Below are 18,743 nucleotides of genomic sequence, written 5' to 3'. Positions count from 1 at the left end.
TTTAATAGATGGATCCAAAATTCTTTACCAAATAATTTTAAATTTTGAATGGATTTTTAACTAATTTATTATATAATAAAAAGTAAGATTTAAAGGAGTAATAAAAATGACTAATAATGATAATGTTTATAATCCTAAAAGAGCATGATATGAGTTAAAACCAACATTAGTTGATCGCGCTTCCCCCTTTGATTTTAATTTAGTTAAACTTAAAAATACGGGTTATATTTTTTTAGGAACAGCTATTTTTGCTCCCTTTTTTATTAATATTCTAATTTCATATATGTTTGCACATAATGAATATGCTTTAGCAGGGATGAACTTTATTAGTTGGATTATTGTTGCAGTTGGTTCATATTTTGTTATTAGTGGTGCACAAAATGAAATTATGCGGTCAGGTGCTATTGCCTTTTATTATTTTTATTTTATTCCAAATATTATTGGTTTAGTAATTGGAACTATTGCAAACCAGTTTCATCCATCTGCTAGTGTTAAAACAACAATTAATTTATTAACATTAATAATTGCGGGATTGGTGACAATTTTTATTCTTTATCGGTCGTCACCATTAATTTTTGAAAAAATTAAATTAACTTTAAAACAAGATTACAAAAGTCTTCTTGTTGTTTGCTCAATTGGTATTATTGCTGTTTTTTCAATTCATTTATTTTTTGTTTATTTACAATCATTAATAACAACAACAACTTCAAACAATCAAAATAGTTTAATTAAAGGATTAGATAAATGATGAAATATTGTTTTATTATTTATTTATACAATTTTAATTGCACCAATTGTTGAAGAATTAGCAACTAGACACGGAATTTTTAGTTTAAGTGGTAACAAATGACTTGGATTTGTTGCATCAACAATTTTCTTTGCTGGCATGCATGTCGCTGGAACCGGTGATTGAGAACATTTTATTGGATATATTGGAGCATCATTAACACTAGGAATGCTATTTCTTATTGTTAATGGGAATGTTACATATACAATAATTCCGCATGCTGGTTATAATTGCATTGTTGTCATTTTAATGTTTATTACACCAAAATTTTTAGCATAATTAATTTTAAAAAAGCACCAAGGTGCTTTTTATTTTTATTGAAGTAAACTTATGCAGAAATGTATATTTATTCAATTAGTTGTGTTCTAATTTTATAATATAAATCTAAATTGGATTATTATTCCATTAGTGCTTCTATGCGTTGATTTTCTAATGAACTAGTGACAAAAAGATGATATTAATTATATATCATCTTTTTAATCCATTTCTGCTTTTTTGAATGTTGCTATTAAAAGATCTAAAAATGGTTTAATATCATTTTGAAAAGTAAAACTAATAAATAAAGTTGTTCCGCCGTCAGATATTGCAAAGGCATTTTTAATGGTTTGTAAAAATTTATTAAGATTGATTTTACTTTGATGTTTTTTAGTAAAACTAATGAATCCATATTTTAAGGTTGAATTAATAAAAATTAGCAAGCTATTTTCATATTATTGTAAAAATTTATTTAATTTATTTCGTATTAGTTCAAGTGTTATTTTTTCATAATTAATAATAATTTCTTTGATTGGAAAAACAGTGTTATCAATTGTTTGTAATAATAATTTATATTTTTCTTTTGCAATTTCATTTAATTGTTTTTCTAATTGTTCAATTTCCGTATTTAAACTATTTTTTGCAATTATTGTTGTTGGAATTTCAAAATTAGGTATTATGAAATTAAATTCAGCATCATAACTTTTAATTTTTTTAATACTTTGGTATAAATTATCTTTTTTTTGGTTAATTCAATTAGTAAAGTAATTTTCTGTTGCTTCTTTATTTGTTGAAAATTGTACTTGAACTTTCTTTTTATCAACTCAACAATCTCAAATTTCAAAAAAATTAATTTCTTCTAAGTTATTAACATGTGTCCCACCACATAAATAAATTTTTGCAGTTGGAAATTCAACAACATGGATAGGCTACAATTATTAGGACCATAATTATATAGACTTCAAAATTATATAAAATTATTAAGAAAGAAGGAATATAAAAATGGGAAATAAAACTTCATACTCTGAAGAATTTAAAAAACAAATTGTCATGCTATATAAAAATGGTAAAAGTGTTATTAATCTAGGGAAAGAATATAATTTACCAAAACCAACTATTTATAGTTGAGTTAAAAATTATAATAATTCTGGTTAATTTAAAGAAAAAGACAATCGCACACTAGAAGAAAATGAAATAATAACTTTACGAAAAGAACTTAAAGACTTGAAAATGGAAAATGACATTTTAAAGCAAGCCGCACTGATAATGGCCAAAAAATAACAATAATTAATAACAACAAAACAAAATATTCAGTAAGAAAAATATGTAAGATTTTGGGTTTATCAAAATCAACGTATTATTATCAAACTAATAAATGTATTAACAAGCAAGTTAATAATTATGAACAAGAAATTATCAGTGCCTTTAATAAAAGTCGCAAAATTTATGGGGCTCGCAAAATTAAAGTTATTTTAAACAGAAAAGATATCATCTTATCGCGGCGAAAAATCAGATTCTTTATGATCAAAAATAATTTGGTTTCTAAATACACCAAATTAAAATATCATAATCATAAAACAACAGTCAATAATGACCAAATTAATAATATTTTAAATCGTCAATTTAACAACAAAAAAACCTAATGAAGTTATTGTTAGTGATTTAACATATGTTCAAGTTGGCGCTAAATGACATTATATTTGTTTATTAATTGACTTGTTTAATCGTGAAATAATTGGTTATAGTGCTGGGCCGAATAAAACGTCCGAACTGGTCCAACAAGCTTTTCATAAAATAACACGACCATTAAATCAAATAACTCTGTTTCATACTGATCGTAGTAATTAGTTTAAAAATAAAATCATTGATGAAATTTTAATAACTTTTAATATTAAAAGATCATTAAGCAATAAAGGCTGCCCTTATGATAATGCTGTGGCTGAAACAACTTACAAAACTTTTAAAACTGAATTTATTAAGGGTAAAAAATTTAAAAATTTAACACAATTAAAATACGAACTTTTTGATTTTGTGCATTGATATAACAATATTCGAATTCATGGCAGTTTAAATTATTTATCTCCAGTTACTTTTAGAAAACAAATGTCTATATAAAAAGTGTCCTAAAAAGTGTTGCCATTCCATCTACAATCCATAATAAAATATATAATTCACATGAAGAATATATACAAGATGTTATAAAATGAAATACATGATATTCAAATCGTAAAGAAAAAGATATAATTAAAAAAATAGTAAATACTTTTTATTAGTACTTACTAAAATGGGTGCACTCTAAGCAAAACAATTAGTTAATGAATCTGAATTACAAAAAGCAGAACAATCACGAAAAAACTTATTAGAAGAAACAATATTAATTGACGAAGAATTTTCAATTATTCGTGATGTTAAAGATGAAGATATTAAAATAATAAATATTAAGAAAGAAAAAAATTCTTTTTATAATGAAAATGCAATTGATTTAGAAAAAGAATTATTAAAAGAAATGGTTCCAAAGAAAAAAGCCCGTTTATGAAGTTATTTAGTTTTTGGGATCTTAGCGCTTTTAATTGTAATTATGATCATTATTATTGCAATTAAATTATAAAATTCGGCCACAATTGTGGTTTTTATTTTCTTTTTCGTTACAATGATAGGAGAGTGAGGTAGCAATGATGACAATTCCCCATTTAAATGTTCGAACAAGTTATAGTTTATTATCATCTTTAATTACTTTTGATAAATATTTTAATTATGCTATGACAAATAATTTATCATCATTGGCAATTTGTGATAATAATATGTTTGGGGTTTATGAATTTCACCAGCTTTGTCAAAAAAATAAAATTAAACCAATTATTGGCTTAAATGTTATTATTTTATTGAATGATATTCCTTATAATATGAATTTATTTGCCCGTAATCAAAATGGTTATTTTAATTTAGTTGAAATTTCATCTTTAATAATGATTAATGCTGAACATAAGAAAAATGTAACATTAGAGGAAATTAGTAATTTTTTAACAACAGATGTTAAGATTATTATCAATTATACAACAGATAATTATCAACCTGAGTTATATCAAACGCTAAAAAAACTTTTAAAAGTTGGAACAGATTTATATTTAGGTATTAATAATGGGAATTTATCGTTGTTAGAGTCACTGCAAGCATTAGTTGCAAGTGAACAAATTATTTGAAATAATAAAGTACAATATTTTACAAGTGAAGATTTTACTGCTTATAAAGTTGTTGATACAATTAAAACACAAACTTTATTTAAAGAAAGTAAGATGAAAGATTTATATGGTTGAGTCTCACCACCGCTCCTTTATCAACAATATTTTGACAATATTAAAACATTTATTACGACAATTGATGTTTTTCCTTTGCATAAAGGGAATATTTTTGATAATTTATTACGTTATCCAACCCTAGAAGGCCAGACCGCACAACAGTTTTTACAAGAAATTTGTCAAACAGCTTTAAAACAAAAAAAAATTAATGGTTCTAAAACAACATATCTTCAACGGTTAACTTATGAATTAACGGTGATTAATAAAATGGGTTTTAATGATTATTTTTTAATTGTATGAGATTATGTTCGTTATGCAAAACAACAAAATATTTTTGTTGGTCCTGGCCGCGGTAGTGCTGCTGGTAGTCTTGTCAGTTATTTATTAAATATTACAACAATTGATCCAATTGCTTATAATTTACTTTTTGAACGATTTTTAAATCCAGAGCGAAAAAGTTTACCAGATATTGATATTGATTTTGAAGATGATAAACGAGAAATGGTTGTTGAATATTTATTTGAAAAATATGGTAGTGAACATGTTGCCCATATTATTACTTTCCAAACGATTGGGATGAAAATGGCAATTCGAGATATTTGTCGAATTTTTGATATCGCAATTGAAGAAGCAGATAAAATGAGCAAAGCAGTTCCATTAGAATATAATTATCATTATGAAGAAGCAATTAATGCTAATCCTCTTTTTGAAATTTATCAAAAGAAATATCCCCAAGTGTTTTTACATTTAAAAAAAATTATTGGTTTGCCACGTCAAACGGGGACCCATGCAGCAGGTGTTGTTTTAACACAGCAGCGCTTACAAACAATTATTCCAATTAAAGAAGGCTATAATGGAATTTATCAAACACAATATTCAATGAATTATTTAGAAGAATTGGGAATTCTAAAAATGGATTTATTAGGATTACGAAATTTAACAATTTTACATGATGTTATTGATAATATTTACCAAGAAACAAAATCAAAATTAGATGTTGACACCTTACCATTAAATGACCAAAAAACTTATCAATTATTAGCGCAAGGGGATACAAAAGGGATTTTTCAATTAGAATCACCGGGGATGGCGAAGGTTTTAGTTGATATGGTTCCAGACCAATTAGAAGATATTGTTGCAACTTCTTCGTTATATCGCCCTGGTCCACAAGAAAATATTCCTTTGTTTATTAAACGAAAAAAAAATTTAGCAAAAGTTACCTATATTGATGAACGTCTAGCTGAAATTTTAGCACCAACTTATGGCATTATTGTTTATCAAGAGCAAGTTATGCTAATTGCTCAAAAAGTTGCTATTTTCTCACTAGCTAAAGCTGATGTGCTTCGTCGTTCAATGGGGAAAAAAGATGCATCAATTATGAGTCAAATGAAAACTGAATTTATTGAAGAGGCTGTTAAAAATCATTATGTTGAAAAAATAGCACAAGAAATTTGAGAATTAATTTATAAATTTGCTTCCTATGGGTTTAATCGGAGCCATGCAGTTGCATATTCATTGTTAGGTTATCAAATGGCATATTTAAAAGCAAATTATCCTTCCCAGTTTTTAGCTAGTTTATTGACACATGTTATTGGTGGTGAACATAAAACAAATGATTATATTGCTTTAGCAAAAAATAATCATTTAACAATTGTGCCACCAAATATTAATGCTCCATATCGACAATATCATACAATTGATAATCAAATTTGTGTTCCATTATTAATTATTAAACAAATTGGTTTTGCCTTTTTTAATAAAATTGTCCAAGAGTATCAAACTAATGGAATGTTTACTGATTTATATGATTTGTTTATTCGTTTATATAAGAAAGGCTTAAATCGAAAAACTTATGAGGCATTATGTTTTTCTGGAGCATTAGATGTTTTTAAGTTGAACCGGATTACCTTATTTAATAATTACCACCGGATTTTTACTTATATTGAGTTGATTAAAACGCAAGAAGAGAATGAAAATTTAGTTGTTGATTTTTTATTAGCCGAAAAACCAGAACTAGTAATTGAACCAAACGATGAAGTTATTTGTCTAGAAAAAGAATATGAGTTTTTAGGATTTTATTTATCGAATCATCCATTAAAATATATTCGTGAAAAAGCAGGGTACCAAGATAAAACAAAATTAATTAGTAATTTGCGTTTAAGTTTAGGATCAACAAATATTTTAGTTCTAGTGAAGCGAGTAAAAGTAATTACTGATAAAAGCAACAATAAAATGGCATTCTTAGATTGTTATGATGAAAGTGGCGAAATTAGTATTACTGCTTTTGCCGGTATCTATAAAGATTATGCTAATTTGTTAAAAACTAATAATGTATTATTATTGAATATTAAGTTAAGAACATATAATAATAAAATTAATGGAATTATTAATCGCATTAAATTTATTAGTGGGGAGCAATAATAAATGTTTATTGAAGTTATTGCAAGAAACTACGAAGAATGCCAAATTATTGAGCAAGTTGAAAATATTGACCGGATTGAATTATGTGCTGATTTATCGCGAGGAGGGTTAACGCCATCTTATGCAGTTATTCAAGAATGTACTGATCGAATTAAAGTTCCTATTCGGGTAATGGTTCGTCACCGTTATGATGATTTTTATTGTCCATCTGATGAATATTTTCAACTTAAAAAAGATATTGCTTATATTAAAACAACAAAGGCAGAAGGCATTGTGGTCGGTATTTTAACACCTACGCATCAAATTGATTTATTACGGATGGAAGAATTAATTGCCTTAGCACATCCATTAGCAATTACTTTTCACCGGGCTTTTGATTTAATTGAAGATAAAATTACTGCTATTAAACAATTAGCTCAATTAGGAATTAGCACAGTTTTAACCCAAGGTGGGATAACTCCAATTATGAAAAATGATAGTAAGAAAAAAGTTGAGGTTTGTAAGTATAACAAACAAAATTAAATTTACTTATTAATTAAGTAATGCAAAAAAAATGCTTAATATTAGGTTTTTAGTAAATTTATTTAATTTTTTTAGTTGTTTTTATTTATATTTTTTTGTAAAATCTCAACTTTTGTAATGCTATCTGAAAAATTTAGTAACTTTACAAAGTCTTTGGAATTATGGTGTTCAAATTCAAGGAGGTAGTGGTATTAATTTGACTAATTTCGCGATAATTAGTCATTATTGTGATGCGATTCATCTTGGCAGTGCTGTGCATTATGATGGGGCATGAAACACTGCGCTTGATATAGCAAAACTTCAACAATTGAAATGGAAAAATTTTTAATTAATTATAATTAATTTGCTACTTTTTCTAAAAACTTTTTTTAATTTTGTAGAAAACTCTTGATGAAATAAAAAAAATCATCAATATGATAACTTTAAAAGAAAATTATATGAACTTTTAATATTATTGTTATTTAACTTTTTTATACGTTAAAATATAATACCGATGATTGTTGGTTTGGCGTTAAACCTTTATACTGGTATTTTCATTTTCAGAGATTTAAATAATTTTGAATGTTCGTGAAACCTAAGCCATGATAATGAATTAAGGATTCTTTAATATTTGATTGTAATTTACTAATTTTATTTAACTTCCGATAACTAGCATCAGGATTTGTACTAGTTTTAGTTGCTAATAAAATAGAATTTGTTTGTTTTGCTACTAATAAATATAATGGTTGCATGTCAGAAATAATAATTGAATTCTCTTTGATTAATTGTTTATTAATATTTTCAATAATTCACTGTTTTTGTAATCGTTTTGTGTTGGTTGATTTAACATAAATATTATTATTGCTATCAACAGCCATTTGAATACAACATTTAGTGTTGGTTGAAAATGAATCAAGATGAATTTTTCTTTTATCAAATTTATCTTTAAAATTACCTTTGTGGATTTCTTTAATAAATGTTTCATCGATTTGAATTTGGCCATTTAACGTTTTAAATTTTAATTGGGTGTTTTCTAATTGTTTTGATTTCATTATTTTTTGGCGATTATATCAAGCGGTTTTCGGTGATGTTTTAATAAAGTGGGAAATCATTTTACTAGATTGGCCTAATAATGAAATTTGAATCAATAAATTTCACTGTTCATAATTTAAATGACTTCAATACGTAAAATGATCACGAAAAGCATCAAAACTAGCACGACATTTTTTGCATAAATATTTTTGTTTTCCTTCAGGATTATGACCATTTTTAACACAATAAAAAGATTGACAATTAGGACATTTAATACCTTTATCCCTAAATTTTTGATCAATTTCATTTAAGCGTTTTTGTTTTTTAATTAATTATGCTTCTTTTTTGACTTTTTCATGAAATTCTAAAAATTGATCATCTGTTAAACTATTTATTAATTCTTCAATTATTTTTTCCATTAATTATTCACCTCTTATATTAAGAATATACCTAATTTTAGGTATATTTTATAAATATTAAATATCAAGAGTTTTCTACAAAATTAAAGAAATTTTAATTTTAATTTTAAAACTTTTCACGGTATAATTATTTAGAACATGTTATTAATAATTAAGATGATAATTATAATTGCTTTAATTATTGTTTTACAATAGGGTTTTTAATTAAATATAACGAAAGATATAATTAAAATAAAAGGAAATATGTGTGGGTGATTAAAATGAGAACAGATTTCAAAAAGTATTTTCAAGTATTTTTTAATATATATTTTATTTTGTTTACTTTATATTTTGGAATTTCGTTATTTTTACCTTTTTTTGTTCCACATTATACAAATTGGGCATTTGTTAGTATTTCATTAAATTTAACTTATATTGTTTTAATAACGGGTGCTTTTTTATTTTTCTTAGCTGTTTTAATCCAAATTTTAAGTAATTTTAAACATTATAAATGGATCATCTTACAATGAGATAACTTTTTAAAAGTTAATGTTATTGTAATTTTATTATGATTAGCAAATATTTTTTGATTATCATACACTATTTATTGAAATATTGCGATAACAGGATTACTTAGTCGTTTTACGCAGTTTTATTTTCAAATTTATCAATCAATTTTAATTTCGTTTTATTTCTTTTATGCCTTATTTATTATTACCTTTTTTGTTGCTTTAGTCATATTGCGGATTTATTTAATTTATTTTAATCAGTTTCTTAATCTAACATTATTTTTAAATATTTTAGAACCATATCTTTTTATGCAGTATCGAATTAATATATTAGTTATTTTTTTATTAAAAAAACTAATTATTATTTCATTTATTATTGCAAATATTATTAAAACATATCGATTAATTCTTTTTAAAAAGGAAACAACCCCGCGACAAAAGGGCAGTATTATTGCCAAAATTTTAACAAAATAATCTTTTTAAAATTAATAAACTAATTTTAATATTAACTATGTAATAAAAATTATTGAAAAATAAAGGAGAATAAAATAATGAAAAAATTAATGATGATTTTAGCATCAGTGTCACTATCAACCCCAATTGTTGGGACAGTGATTGCATGTCGTAGTCCTAAAACTGGGGGTGAAATTAATACAACAGGAATACCAACCGTTGGTACTATTAAAGAAAATTTAAAAAAAGCAGGTTATGATGTTGATAACTTAGATGTTGATTTAGCGCCAGGGATGAAAACAACAATTATTCGTTTTATGCCAGATGTTCCAAATCGCCCATTTTTGATAAAAAAAGTTGATTTAAAATGAACAACAAATGATATTAGTAAAATTATTACTGTTACTTCATTGCCATATGATAATGGTTCTGGTAAAAAATTAACCGTCAATGAAGTGTTAACTGTTGTTAATAGTTTAAATGGAACAAATTTTACTTTTTCAGATATTGAAATAAATCTTGATCAAGAAATTAATCAATGAGTAATTACGCCAAAACCAGGTGGTAATTTTACTGGTTCAGCAGTTGAAATTGTTAATGAATCAATTACATTTTCGCAGGCATTTCCATTAGAAAATATTGGTGATATTTATCTTGTTGATTCAGTCTGAAAAGATTATAAAAAAGACCCTGAGGGTACAATAATGAATATGACAGCAGCAATTATGGAGTTTGTTGGAGACTGAAATCGTTTAGCAATTTTATATAAAGATGCAATGTTAAAAGCAATGATGGGAGCTTTAGATGGTGGAATTGAATTATCAATTAATCAATATAATGGGAAAGGGACTTTAAAAATTACAACGGAAGTTGAGCATGTTATTGTTCACTCAACACTAACTGCTAATTTTATAGTCAAGACAACACCACGTAAGTTTTTAACGCAAGATAATGTTAAACCAACGGAAAAATTAATACCTGTTAAATTAGATAAGATTTATACAAAAGAAACTGAAAACGAACTTCGTTATGATCTTGTTACAAAGTTATTAGGAAAACAATTTGCTGATCAATATCAGGAGATTTGATATAATGAAGTTTGAGTAACTTTTAATGAGGATGGTAAAGGAGCAACTATTGAGGCTAAACCAGGTTCAAAAATTTTAGCTGCTTCTGATAATTTAGCTTCTTTAATGACAAAAATTCCAGCTTATAAATTAAATGTTACATTTGAATAAAAGAAAAATAAACTCATTAATCTTATTAGTTTATTTTTTTGTTTGAACAGGCTATAATTAAAATTATTGCTGAATACAATAGAACATTAAAATATTTAGGGGGAATACAATGACAGCAATTTCATATGTTTTATTAGGAATTATTTTAGTTATTTTAGTTACTTTTCTAATAATTTATTTAGTAAAAACAAATAAAAAACCGCTTGTAAATAATGATTCAGCATTATTACAGAAAGACATTCAAGCATCAAAAGAATTATTAGAGAAACAAGGATTAGGATTACAAAATCAACTTTCTGAACAAAAAAGAGAATTATTAACTTTAATTAGTGAATTTCAAACAAATTCAGTTAAAAATGATACTGAATTTAATCAAAACTTAGCAATTTTAAATGAAGGATTAAATAATTTTAAAAATAACTTGTCAAAGCAAGATACTGACTTAAAAAATAATTTAAACCATCAAGGTGAAATTATTTCCAAATCTTTTACTGATGTTTTATCAAATTTAAAAGTTTTAAAAGAATCAACTACAACATTAAAAGAAGTTGAAGAAAAAGTTAAAACTTTAAATGATATTTTTTTAAATAATAAAAAACGAGGTAATTTAGGTGAATATTTATTAGAAAAAGTTTTAAGTGATATGTATGGTGAAGGGCATCAAGGATGAGACCGCCAATATAAATTGCCGACAGGAACTGTTGTTGATGCATTAGTTAAAACTGGTGGAGCAAGAGAAAACATCGCCATTGATGCAAAATTTCCATTAACAAATTATAATAAATACTTAGAAAAAAGTGACACCGCAATTAAAAATAAATATTTAAATCTTTTTAAACAAGATTTAAAAGATCGAATTAATGAAGTTGCTAAGTATATTAATCTTGAAAATGAAATTTCAAGTGCAATTATGTTTGTTCCTTCCGAAGATTTATTCGCATTTATTTATGGCCAATTTCCAGAGGATATTATTACTTTTGCATTTAAAAAACGGGTATGAGTTACTTCGCCAACAACATTATCAGCAATTTTATTTGTTTTAGAAAAATATATGCGTGAAGTTGCTTTTAATCAAAATATTGAAGTTATTAAAACTAATTTATTAAAAATAAAAGGCGAATTTGATCGTTGAGTTGAACGTTGACAAGAGTTTACGAAAAATTTTGCAAAATTTAATACTAATATTGAACAATTAAATACCACACATAATAAAATTCATATTCAATATCAAAAAATTTTAAATGAGCAACAGTTAGAACAACCAGCAGATTAAAATGAATGACTATAAAAGAAAAATATCTTAGAAGTAAGATATTTTTTAATAATTTTTTAAATTAATTATCAACAGAACTTCAATTTTGTTTTCCTTGTTATTGATTTTAATTAAAGTTATAATTATGTAAAGGCCAACACAAGGAAAGAAAGAATAAAAATTAAATCACTAACAATGAAATTAAAACTTTTTAATGGCGTTAAAATCCCATTAATTGGTTTAGGAACATATAAAATGACTGATGAGCATGAAGTTTATCAAGCTGTTATTGCCGCATCGCAAAATGGTTATCGTCATATTGACACAGCTCAAATCTATGGAAATGAAGAATTAATTGGCAAAGCAATCAAAGATATTGGTGTTTCGCGAAAAGAAATCTTTTTAACAAGTAAGATTTGAAATGCTAATCATAAGTACGATGTGGCATTACAAGAAGTAGATAACATACTAACACGGTTAGAAACGGATTATTTAGATTTATGTTTAGTTCATTGGCCAACTGCCGATCGAAATGAATGTTTTCGTGCTTTAGAGACAGCGTATAAAACAAAAAAAATTCGTGCAATTGGAGTCAGCAATTTTGAAGTTAGCTATTTACAAGAGTTAATCGTAATTAGCGAAATCAAACCAATGGTTAATCAAGTTGAACTTCATCCTGGTTTGAATAATACTGATGTTGTTAAATTTTGCCAAGAAAACAACATTATTATCGAATCATGAGCAACTTTAATGCAAGGACAATGTATGACAAATTCAACTGTTCTTAAAATTGCATAAAAACACCAGAAAAGTCCTGCCCAAATTTGTTTAAAATGATCAATACAACAAAATATTGTTGTTATTCCAAAATCACAACCCATAAGGAACGTATTATTGCTAATAGTGAACTAGATGATTTTAATGATTTTACGTTAGATGATGAAGATATGGCAGCATTATTTGCTTTACCGCAGGTAAGATTAGGAGCTTATCCAAATAATTTTTTTAATTTTCTAGAAAACTCTTGATTAAATAAAAAAAATCATCAATATGATAACTTTAAAAAAAATTATATAAACTTTTAATATTGTTATTTAACTTTTTTATACGTTAAAATATAATACCGATGATTGTTGGTTTGGCGTTAAACCTTTATGCTGGTATTTTCATTTTCAGAGATTTAAATAATTTTGAATGTTCGTGAAACCTAAGCCATGATAATGAATTAAGGATTCTTTAAGATTTGATTGTAATTTACTAATTTTATTTAACTTCCGATAACTAGCATCAGGATTTGTACTAGTTTTAGTTGCTAATAAAATAGAATTTGTTTGTTTTGCTACTAATAAATATAATGGTTGCATGTCAAAAATAATAATTGAATTTTCTTTGATTAATTGTTTATTAATATTTTCAATAATTCACTGTTTTTGTAATCGTTTTGTGTTGGTTGATTTAACATAAATATTATTATTGCTATCAACAGCCATTTGAATACAACATTTAGTGTTGGTTGAAAATTAATCAAGATTAATTTTTCTTTTATCAAATTTATCTTTAAAATTACCTTTGTGGATTTCTTTAATAAATGTTTCATCGATTTGAATTTGGCCATTTAACGTTTTAAATTTTAATTGGGTGTTTTCTAATTGTTTTGATTTCATTATTTTTTGGCGATTATATTTATATCAAGCGGTTTTCGGTGATGTTTTAATAAAGTGGGAAATCATTTTACTAGATTGGCCTAATAATGAAATTTGAATCAATAAATTTCACTGTTCATAATTTAAATGACTTCAATACGTAAAATGATCACGAAAATCATCAAAACTAGCACGACATTTTTTGCATAAATATTTTTGTTTTCCTTCAGGATTATGACCATTTTTAACACAATAAAAAGATTGACAATTAGGACATTTAATACCTTTATCCCTAAATTTTTGATCAATTTCATTTAAGCGTTTTTGTTTTTTAATTAATTCTGCTTCTTTTTTGACTTTTTCATGAAATTATAAAAATTGATCATCTGTTAAACTATTTATTAATTCTTCAATTATTTTTTCCATTAATTATTCACCTCTTATATTAAAAATATACCTAATTTTAGGTATATTTTATAAATATCAAGAGTTTTCTACAAAATTAAAGGATAATTTTTTAATTTTTAATCACTATTTTTCGTTATAATTTAAAAGATAGTTTATCAAAAGGAATGATTCAATGAAAAAATTGCTTAGTTTTCTTGGAACCATAATAATGTTTATAACTAAAAGTATTTTAACTATTAGTTGTATTTATCCAAAACATTATTATATTCCATCACAAGATGCAACATTGCAGCCAGCGGTTAGCAAGTTTTTAACACATTTTATGTTACAACCCATTAATGATTAAGGTGAATATTTAGTAAAACATCAAGATGATAATGCAATTTTTACAATGTTTTCAAAAGAAAGAAAAGCTCATACTTTGCAACCAATTATTAATTATAATTTTAATAATCCTTCAAATGTTCCAGCATTTGAGTTACCAACAACTAATGTTTTATTTAAAACATATATTGCAGGTATGCCAGAACATTTGCCAACAGCTAACCAATTATATCGTGATTTTATTTTGTTTTTGTTAATTCGTAATACAACGGAGTATACTTATACGACGGGACAAACAACAATGGAAGAATATACTTTAGATGGTAACCATTTTCCAACAACTATTTATTATTTAACAATTAATTTAAATTCAAATGTTTTTTGAAGTTATGAACTTAATAAAGATTTACAAGAATACTTAATTAATTATATTCAGAATCATCAAAGTTTTATTTTTAAACAAAATATTACAACAGCAGAAATTATTAAATTATGGCTAACAAATGTTTATAGTGATTCAAATAATTTTAAAATTAGTAATATTAAGACAATTGAAAATATTGATGAGTTATATTCTTATTTAAAAAATAAAATTGCTTTTCATTTTAATCAGTTAGATACTAGTAAAGTTAATCAAAATGGAAAATTTAATTTTAAAGTAACTGACCAAAATGGTAATTATATGTGAAAATTAAATGAATTAAAATAACAAATTCAAAATTAAATACTTTAATTTTGTAGAAAACTCTTGATATTTATAAAATATACCTAAAATTAGGTATATTTTTAATATAAGAGGTGAATAATTAATGGAAAAAATAATTGAAGAATTAATAAATAGTTTAACAGATGATCAATTTTTAGAATTTCATGAAAAAGTCAAAAAAGAAGCAGAATTAATTAAAAAACAAAAACGCTTAAATGAAATTGATCAAAAATTTAGGGATAAAGGTATTAAATGTCCTAATTGTCAATCTTTTTATTGTGTTAAAAATGGTCATAATCCTGAAGGAAAACAAAAATATTTATGCAAAAAATGTCGTGCTAGTTTTGATGCTTTTCGTGATCATTTTACGTATTGAAGTCATTTAAATTATGAACAGTGAAATTTATTGATTCAAATTTCATTATTAGGCCAATCTAGTAAAATGATTTCCCACTTTATTAAAACATCACCGAAAACCGCTTGATATAATCGCCAAAAAATAATGAAATCAAAACAATTAGAAAACACCCAATTAAAATTTAAAACGTTAAATGGCCAAATTTAAATCGATGAAACATTTATTAAAGAAATCCACAAAGGTAATTTTAAAGATAAATTTGATAAAAGAAAAATTCATATTGATTCATTTTCAACCAACACTAAATGTTGTATTCAAATGGCTGTTGATAGCAATAATAATATTTATGTTAAATCAACCAACACAAAACGATTACAAAAACAGTGAATTATTGAAAATATTAATAAACAATTAATCAAAGAAAATTCAATTATTATTTTTGACATGCAACCATTATATTTATTAGTAGCAAAACAAACAAATGGATAGGCTACAATTATTAGGACCATAATTATATAGACTTAAAAATTAGATAAAATTATTAAGAAAGAAGGAATATAAAAATGGGAAATAAAACTTCATACTCTGAAGAATTTAAAAAACAAATTGTCATGCTATATAAAAATGGTAAAAGTGTTATTAATCTAGGGCAAGAATATAATTTACCAAAACCAACTATTTATAGTTGAGTTAAAAATTATAATAATTCTGGTTCATTTAAAGCAAAAGACAATCGCACACTAGAAGAAAATGAAATAATAACTTTACGAAAAGAACTTAAAGACTTGAAAATGGAAAATGACATTTTAAAGCAAGCCGCACTGATAATGGCCAAAAAATAACAATAATTAATAACAACAAAACAAAATATTCAGTAAGAAAAATATGTAATATTTTGGGTTTATCAAAATCAACGTATTATTATCAAACTAATAAATGTATTAACAAGCAAGTTAATAATTATGAACAAGAAATTATCAGCGCCTTTAATAAAAGTCGCAAAATTTATGGGGCTCGCAAAATTAAAGTTATTTTAAACAGAAAAGATATCATCTTATCGCGGCGAAAAATCAGATTATTTATGATCAAAAATAATTTGGTTTCTAAATACACCAAATTAAAATATCATAATCATAAAACAACAGTCAATAATGACCAAATTAATAATATTTTAAATCGTCAATTTAACAACAAAAAACCTAATGAAGTTATTGTTAGTGATTTAACATATGTTCAAGTTGGCGCTAAATGACATTATATTTGTTTATTAATTGACTTGTTTAATCGTGAAATAATTGGTTATAGTGCTGGGCCGAATAAAACAGCCGAACTGGTCCAACAATCTTTTCATAAAATAACACGACCATTAAATCAAATAACTCTATTTCATACTGATCGTGGTAATGAGTTTAAAAATAAAATCATTGATGAAATTTTAATAACTTTTAATATTAAAAGATCATTAAGCAATAAAGGCTGCCCTTATGATAATGCTGTGGCTGAAACAACTTACAAAACTTTTAAAACTGAATTTATTAAGGGTAAAAAATTTAAAAATTTAACACAATTAAAATACGAACTTTTTGATTTTGTGCATTGATATAACAATATTCGAATTCATGGCAGTTTAAATTATTTATCTCCAGTTACTTTTAGAAAACAAATGTCTATATAAAAAGTGTCCTAAAAAGTGTTGCCATTCCAAAATTCTATTTTATTAGCAACTAAAACTAGTACAAATCATGATGCTAGTTATCGGAAGTTAAATAAAATTAGTAAATTACAATCAAATCTTAAAGAATACTTAATTCATTATCATGGCTTAGGTTTCACGAACATTCAAAATTATTTAAATCTCTGAAAATGAAAATACCAGCATAAAGGTTTAACGCCAAACCAACAATCATCGGTATTATATTTTAACGTATAAAAAAGTTAAATAACAATATTAAAAGTTTATATAATTTTCTTTTAAAGTTATCATATTGATGATTTTTTTTATTTCATCAAGACTTTTCTACAAAATTAAAAATTAAATATGACAAAAATAGACACATAAGTTTTATACTTTATGTGTCTATTTTTTATTTAAAGGCTACTTTTTTTTATAATTTAATCCAACAACATTTTTAACTTTTGTTATTTTTTTATTAGCAATTGCTCGTGCTTTTGTTGCTCCTAAATCAATTAATTCATCAATTGTTTGATCTTGCATTAATTTGTGGTATTTTTTTTGAATTGGTTCTAAAACTTCAATAATTGTATTGGCAACTTGTTCTTTTAATTGGCCATAATCGTGTTGAAAAAATTCCTTAACAGCTGCTTCAATTGTTACTTTTTTTAAAACAGCATAAATTGTTAAAAGATTACTTACTCCTGGTTTTCGCTCGGGATTATAAGCAATTTTTCCTTCTGAATCAGTTACTGCACTACGGATTTTTTTTCGAATTACTTCAGGTGCATCTAATAAGCCGATAAAAGATTTAGGAACATTTGAAGACTTACTCATTTTTTTAGTTGGATTTTGTAAATCCATAATTTTACCACCAATTGGTGGAATAAAGTCGGTCGGAATTTTAAATAAATATTGTTGATAACGATTATTAATTCGTTCGGCAATATTTCGTGTTAATTCAATGTGCTGCTTTTGGTCTTTTCCAACTGGAACTAAATCAGCATCATATAATAAAATATCCGCGGCCATTAATGTTGGGTAAGTTAATAACCCGGTTGGAATAAATTCAGTTCTATTTTCTGCTTTCATTTTTATTGATTTGTCTTTAAATTGTGTCATTCGTGATAATTCCCCAATAGTTGTATTGCACAATAAAATATGTGCTAATAAGGTAACTTCTAAGACATCTGATTGAACAAAAATAATTGCTTTTTGTGGGTCCAAACCACATGCATAATATAATGCAACCATATTTTTAATGTTATTTCGTAATTCTTCTTTACTAATTGGAATTGTAATTGCATGTAAGTTTGCCACAAAAATAATTAAATTATTATCTTTTTGTAATTCAATAAAATTTTTTATCGCCCCAATATAATTTCCTAAGGTTAATTGTCCTGTCGCAGTAATGCCTGAAACAATTGTTGGTTTTTTTTGTTCCATATGTTCTCCCTTCTTGTCTAAATTTAATAACATATTTAGTAATA

General features: G+C 25.1%; 19 protein-coding genes and 3 pseudogenes. 14 read left to right on the top strand and 8 right to left on the bottom strand.

The features are described from left to right. Nucleotides 1–106: 106 nt before the first annotated feature. Complete coding sequence (locus tag AAHM76_RS05480) at nucleotides 107–1,066, top strand: CPBP family intramembrane glutamic endopeptidase (protein ID WP_342255657.1); 960 nt, start codon at nucleotides 107–109, stop codon at nucleotides 1,064–1,066. 197 nt (nucleotides 1,067–1,263) lie between these two features. On the opposite strand, the gene AAHM76_RS05475 is transcribed toward AAHM76_RS05480, so the two are convergent. Together AAHM76_RS05475 and AAHM76_RS05470 are read right to left on the bottom strand one after the other, a co-directional pair. Beyond that, entirely contained in the window at nucleotides 1,264–1,485 is a 222-nt protein-coding gene (locus tag AAHM76_RS05475; protein ID WP_342255656.1) for a hypothetical protein, read from the bottom strand. Between the two features lie 12 nt (nucleotides 1,486–1,497). Continuing rightward, nucleotides 1,498–1,932 (bottom strand): hypothetical protein, encoded by a 435-nt coding sequence (locus AAHM76_RS05470; RefSeq protein ID WP_342256847.1) that lies wholly within the window; start codon nucleotides 1,930–1,932, stop codon nucleotides 1,498–1,500. A gap of 112 nt (nucleotides 1,933–2,044) precedes the next feature. On the opposite strand from AAHM76_RS05470, the pseudogene AAHM76_RS05465 reads away from it, so the two are divergent. The 4 genes and pseudogenes from AAHM76_RS05465 to AAHM76_RS05450 all read left to right on the top strand — a co-directional run bounded on the left by AAHM76_RS05465 (nucleotide 2,045) and on the right by AAHM76_RS05450 (nucleotide 7,609). Further along, a pseudogene (locus AAHM76_RS05465) lies at nucleotides 2,045–3,157 on the top strand (IS3 family transposase). Between the two features lie 557 nt (nucleotides 3,158–3,714). Beyond that, nucleotides 3,715–6,759: a DNA polymerase III subunit alpha gene (locus AAHM76_RS05460; RefSeq protein ID WP_342255655.1), complete on the top strand. Its 3,045-nt coding sequence runs from the start codon at nucleotides 3,715–3,717 to the stop codon at nucleotides 6,757–6,759. A gap of 3 nt (nucleotides 6,760–6,762) precedes the next feature. Continuing rightward, nucleotides 6,763–7,281, top strand: coding sequence for a copper homeostasis protein CutC (locus AAHM76_RS05455; protein WP_342255654.1), 519 nt, complete (start codon nucleotides 6,763–6,765; stop codon nucleotides 7,279–7,281). 196 nt (nucleotides 7,282–7,477) lie between these two features. Next, a complete protein-coding gene (locus AAHM76_RS05450) occupies nucleotides 7,478–7,609 on the top strand; it encodes a hypothetical protein (RefSeq protein WP_342255653.1) in 132 nt (43 codons plus the stop codon). A gap of 142 nt (nucleotides 7,610–7,751) precedes the next feature. Here the strand turns inward: AAHM76_RS05450 and AAHM76_RS05445 are convergent, their stop codons facing one another. Both AAHM76_RS05445 and AAHM76_RS08590 read right to left on the bottom strand, forming a co-directional pair. After that, a complete protein-coding gene (locus AAHM76_RS05445; RefSeq protein WP_342255652.1) occupies nucleotides 7,752–8,408 on the bottom strand; it encodes a transposase in 657 nt (218 codons plus the stop codon). 102 nt (nucleotides 8,409–8,510) lie between these two features. Continuing rightward, nucleotides 8,511–8,567 (bottom strand): annotated as a pseudogene (locus AAHM76_RS08590) (hypothetical protein); the annotation flags it as partial. A gap of 1,183 nt (nucleotides 8,568–9,750) precedes the next feature. Between AAHM76_RS08590 and AAHM76_RS05440 the strand changes: the two are divergent. From AAHM76_RS05440 to AAHM76_RS05425, 4 genes are all read left to right on the top strand, one after another. Beyond that, nucleotides 9,751–10,890: a hypothetical protein gene (locus AAHM76_RS05440; RefSeq protein WP_342255651.1), complete on the top strand. Its 1,140-nt coding sequence runs from the start codon at nucleotides 9,751–9,753 to the stop codon at nucleotides 10,888–10,890. Between the two features lie 109 nt (nucleotides 10,891–10,999). Next, on the top strand, nucleotides 11,000–12,163 hold the full coding sequence (rmuC, locus tag AAHM76_RS05435) for a DNA recombination protein RmuC (RefSeq protein ID WP_342255650.1): 1,164 nt from the start codon (nucleotides 11,000–11,002) through the stop codon (nucleotides 12,161–12,163). Between the two features lie 174 nt (nucleotides 12,164–12,337). Next, nucleotides 12,338–12,940 (top strand): aldo/keto reductase, encoded by a 603-nt coding sequence (locus AAHM76_RS05430; protein WP_342255649.1) that lies wholly within the window; start codon nucleotides 12,338–12,340, stop codon nucleotides 12,938–12,940. Nucleotides 12,941–12,975: 35 nt separating this feature from the next. Next, nucleotides 12,976–13,227 (top strand): hypothetical protein, encoded by a 252-nt coding sequence (locus AAHM76_RS05425; RefSeq protein ID WP_342255648.1) that lies wholly within the window; start codon nucleotides 12,976–12,978, stop codon nucleotides 13,225–13,227. 18 nt (nucleotides 13,228–13,245) lie between these two features. Here AAHM76_RS05425 and AAHM76_RS05420 read toward each other — a convergent pair whose 3' ends face one another. The 3 genes and pseudogenes from AAHM76_RS05420 to AAHM76_RS08585 form a co-directional block, all read right to left on the bottom strand. Then, nucleotides 13,246–13,632, bottom strand: a complete 387-nt coding sequence (locus AAHM76_RS05420; protein WP_342255647.1) for a hypothetical protein — start codon at nucleotides 13,630–13,632, stop codon at nucleotides 13,246–13,248. Between the two features lie 30 nt (nucleotides 13,633–13,662). Next, entirely contained in the window at nucleotides 13,663–13,908 is a 246-nt protein-coding gene (locus tag AAHM76_RS05415; protein WP_342255646.1) for a hypothetical protein, read from the bottom strand. A 102-nt stretch (nucleotides 13,909–14,010) separates the two neighbouring features. Beyond that, nucleotides 14,011–14,067: pseudogene (locus AAHM76_RS08585) on the bottom strand (hypothetical protein); the annotation flags it as partial. Between the two features lie 517 nt (nucleotides 14,068–14,584). Between AAHM76_RS08585 and AAHM76_RS05410 the strand changes: the two are divergent. The 5 genes from AAHM76_RS05410 (at nucleotide 14,585) to AAHM76_RS05390 (ending at nucleotide 17,511) form a co-directional block, all read left to right on the top strand. Further along, nucleotides 14,585–15,226: a hypothetical protein gene (locus AAHM76_RS05410; RefSeq protein ID WP_342255645.1), complete on the top strand. Its 642-nt coding sequence runs from the start codon at nucleotides 14,585–14,587 to the stop codon at nucleotides 15,224–15,226. Between the two features lie 100 nt (nucleotides 15,227–15,326). Next, complete coding sequence (locus AAHM76_RS05405) at nucleotides 15,327–15,788, top strand: IS1/IS1595 family N-terminal zinc-binding domain-containing protein (protein ID WP_342255644.1); 462 nt, start codon at nucleotides 15,327–15,329, stop codon at nucleotides 15,786–15,788. Nucleotides 15,789–15,899: 111 nt separating this feature from the next. Further along, entirely contained in the window at nucleotides 15,900–16,070 is a 171-nt protein-coding gene (locus tag AAHM76_RS05400) for a hypothetical protein (RefSeq protein ID WP_342255643.1), read from the top strand. Between the two features lie 74 nt (nucleotides 16,071–16,144). Beyond that, a protein-coding gene (locus tag AAHM76_RS05395) for an IS3 family transposase (protein WP_342255642.1) occupies nucleotides 16,145–17,256 on the top strand; the annotation gives its coding sequence in 2 pieces (ribosomal slippage) (nucleotides 16,145–16,388 and nucleotides 16,388–17,256; 1,113 coding nt in all). Between the two features lie 15 nt (nucleotides 17,257–17,271). Beyond that, the gene (locus AAHM76_RS05390) at nucleotides 17,272–17,511 is read left to right on the top strand and encodes a hypothetical protein (protein WP_342255641.1); all 240 of its coding nucleotides are present in this window, start codon (nucleotides 17,272–17,274) and stop codon (nucleotides 17,509–17,511) included. Nucleotides 17,512–17,676: 165 nt separating this feature from the next. Here AAHM76_RS05390 and trpS read toward each other — a convergent pair whose 3' ends face one another. Continuing rightward, nucleotides 17,677–18,699, bottom strand: coding sequence for a tryptophan--tRNA ligase (gene trpS / locus AAHM76_RS05385; protein ID WP_342255640.1), 1,023 nt, complete (start codon nucleotides 18,697–18,699; stop codon nucleotides 17,677–17,679). Nucleotides 18,700–18,743: the final 44 nt, after the last annotated feature.

Origin of the sequence: Spiroplasma endosymbiont of Poecilobothrus nobilitatus (genome assembly GCF_964030655.1) — a bacterium.
Lineage (GTDB): Bacteria > Bacillota_I > Bacilli_A > Mycoplasmatales > Mycoplasmataceae > Spiroplasma.
The sequence above is the reverse complement of the archived record's forward strand: the minus strand, read 5'-3'. Positions and strand labels throughout refer to the sequence as shown.